This window comes from Terriglobus albidus (assembly GCF_025685425.1).
In the GTDB taxonomy this organism is placed as follows: domain Bacteria; phylum Acidobacteriota; class Terriglobia; order Terriglobales; family Acidobacteriaceae; genus Terriglobus; species Terriglobus albidus.
Genome location: NZ_JAGTAS010000016.1, coordinates 1 through 2,936, shown reverse-complemented (window position 1 = coordinate 2,936; position 2,936 = coordinate 1). Strand labels below are relative to the sequence as shown.

At 56.9% G+C, this 2,936-nt stretch carries 3 protein-coding genes; 2 read left to right on the top strand and 1 reads right to left on the bottom strand.

Annotation, left to right across the window (positions count from 1 at the left end):
- Positions 1-516 precede the first annotated feature (516 nt).
- Positions 517-1,158, bottom strand: coding sequence for a TetR/AcrR family transcriptional regulator (locus OHL21_RS00105; protein ID WP_263415214.1), 642 nt, complete (start codon positions 1,156-1,158; stop codon positions 517-519).
- A gap of 114 nt (positions 1,159-1,272) precedes the next feature.
- On the opposite strand from OHL21_RS00105, the gene OHL21_RS00100 reads away from it, so the two are divergent.
- Together OHL21_RS00100 and OHL21_RS00095 are read left to right on the top strand one after the other, a co-directional pair.
- A complete protein-coding gene (locus tag OHL21_RS00100) occupies positions 1,273-2,052 on the top strand; it encodes a VOC family protein (protein WP_263415213.1) in 780 nt (259 codons plus the stop codon).
- Positions 2,053-2,090: 38 nt separating this feature from the next.
- Complete coding sequence (locus OHL21_RS00095; protein WP_263415212.1) at positions 2,091-2,576, top strand: VOC family protein; 486 nt, start codon at positions 2,091-2,093, stop codon at positions 2,574-2,576.
- Positions 2,577-2,936: the final 360 nt, after the last annotated feature.

Below are 2,936 nucleotides of genomic sequence, written 5' to 3'. Positions count from 1 at the left end.
CCTATGCCCCTGAGTTGAACCCGGTCGAGTATCTCTGGTCCTGGACCAAAATGAATCCCCTCGCCAACCGCGCCTTCTTCGACATAGACGACTTGGCGGTTGAAGCTCGACATGCCGCCAGATCCTTGCAGCACAAACAGACACTGCTACGATCCTTCGTGCAACACAGCCCTCTTCTTCTACGTCTCAAATAGGACTTTATTTATGCAGTGGTCAATAAAGCCGCGTTTCCTCCTGGCTTTGTACGGGACGGCTAAAGCCGTCCCCTTAAGCAAGGCCTTCGCGCGTTGCGCGAACAGAGAAACAGTTCTTGTCGGATGTGAAACCCGCAGATCGATAGATACCGTGGAACGTTGCCTTTAGTACATTGCCCTCAGCGGCTGAAGCCGCATGTTTGTTGGGTTTTGTACGGCACGGCTAAAGCCGTGTCCTTAAGCAAACATTCGCACCTCTGGTGCGAAACCGCCGCTCTGCGATGGGAAGACGTTGCGCTGCAATCGATCGGTGAGCCACCAACTAACTAAGCCCGCGTTCCACCATAACGACGAGCCTCTCGCCCAGGGCCAGCACCATCTCGCGCGGCATCTTGTGCAACGGTCCCTCAAGCGCCAGCATTGCCAGACCGTGAACCGTCGACCACGCGAGATACTCCGCGTTTTTGCGATCCTTTTTGCTGAGCAGGCCGCTCTCCTGCATGCGATCCAGAGCGAGCGAGAGCAACTGAAACGGGTTCAAGCCCATAGAAGCCGTATTCGCCGGATCAGGAGAATGAACTGGGGGCGGTACCGAAAAAGCGGTACGGAACATTCCCGGCTCTCGCATCGCAAATCCCAGATACCCCATGCCCACCGCGCGCAGACTGTTTCGCGCAAATGCCTGTGGGTTACGTCCCGCCTTGTATTTCTTCATCTCATCTTCAATGGCCGCGGCGACTCGCGAGAGGCATGCCGATCGCACCGCATCCAGTAGCTCCGTCTGGCCGGCGAAATGCCTGTAAGCAGCATTCGGAGAGACACCTGCCTGCCGTGTCGCCTCCCGCAGAATCACTGCATTGGGCCCTCCGGCGCGGGCCATCTCCAGGCCGGCGGTCACGAGCGCGTTGCGCAGATCGCCGTGGCGGAATGTCTTGCGCTTCTGAAGAGAGACTTGCTTTTTCATGGTTTATTCAAGATGAGTGTACCGCGTAACAGCCACTTGTGGACAGTGTCCACTTTCTGGTGGTAGCGTATGTGGACGGTGTTTACTTTGTAGGTCGCAAATGGAAGGTGTGAAATGGCAGACGGTTTCATCTGGTACGAACTTGTCACCAACGATTTGGACAAGGCAGTCAGCTTCTACAGGAAGGTGGTCGGCTGGGACATCAAAGATGCGGGTATGCCCGGCTTCAGCTACATGCTCTTTGGTAAAGATGGCAAAGATGTCGGCGGCATGATGACGTGGGCCGGGGCAGGCGCTCCTGAGCTTCCCACGCAGTGGATGGGCCACATCCACACCGCAAAGCTGGATGAAGAACTGAAGGCGGTCACCGCCGATGGCGGCACGATTGTGAAGCCGGCTCAGGAGATTCCTGGCATTGGCCGCTTTGCTGTCGTGATGGATCCACAGCAGGTGAAATACCTGCTCTTCGAACCCGGCAAGAAAGAGGCTCCGCCCCGTCTGGATCAGATGGCGGTAGGAAACGTGGGCTGGCACGAACTGCTCACCGACGATCCGGTAAAAGCCTTCGACTACTATTCGAAGCACTACGGCTGGCAGAAGGATTATGCGCACGACATGGGCCCGATGGGGACCTATCAGACCTTCCGGATCGATAAGCCCCTCTATACCGGCGGAATGATGGCTCGTAAGGGCCCCGGCATGCCCGAAGGAATTCCGCCACACTGGCAGTACTACTTCCTGGTCGACGACATCGAAGCCGCGCAGCAGCGTGTGATCGATGCCGGCGGTAAGATAACTTTGCCACCTATGGACGTGCCCGGAGGTTCACGCATCCTGCAGGCCCTCGATGACCAGGATGGTCACTTTGCTTTGATGCAGGGGCCGAAATCGTAACTTACGTTGAGATCTGAAACCTGAGAGGAGAAAGCAGCATGTCCGAGAAGATGATTACGTGTCTGTGGTTTGATCACGGGAAGGCACGCGAAGCCGCCGAGTTCTATGCCGCCAACTTTCCCGACAGCCACGTCGGGAAGACAAGCAACTCGCCTATCGACACACCATCGGGTCCCGAAGGCCAGGAGCTCATCGTCGAGTTCACCGTCTGCGGCCGCAAATTCATCGGTCTTAATGGCGGTCCGAACTTTACCCCGAATGAATCCGTCAGCTTTGTGATTCTTACCGATGACCAGGCTGAGACCGACCGGCTGTGGAATGCGATCGTCAACAACGGCGGTCAGGAGAGCATGTGCGGCTGGTGCAAGGACCGCTGGGGCTTTTCATGGCAGATCACGCCACGAGCCCTGATAGCGGCGACGACCGACCCGGATCGCGCGGCAGCCAAGCGCGCCATGAGCGCCATGATGACGATGCGAAAGATCGATATTGCGGCAATCGAGGCCGCGCGCGCGAACCGATAACGGAGTCCTCATTGTCAGGACGGAGCGCATCATGCGGCTCCGTCCTGAGAGGGAGCCCGTAGTGAGTAACATGATCCTGTTCAGCACCCGCGGTGGGCGCGATTGAGAAGAGACCAGTTGGTAAGAATTTGCGCCCACGCCAGACGGCTAGGCTCTTTCCTGACGGACGTATTTTGCAAAGCCTATCACGCGTTAGCGCGTATCGACATGTTCGGTTGAGCTGACACAGCCGGGAGCATGATCGAACCTGGTGGGAGCAGCGGGCTTCAGCCTAATGTCACTTACTTTTTGATTTTGGGAGAGGACCGAAGTGATGTTTTGAGGGGAAGGATTTTCCTTTTCCCCAGATTTCGCGAGGGT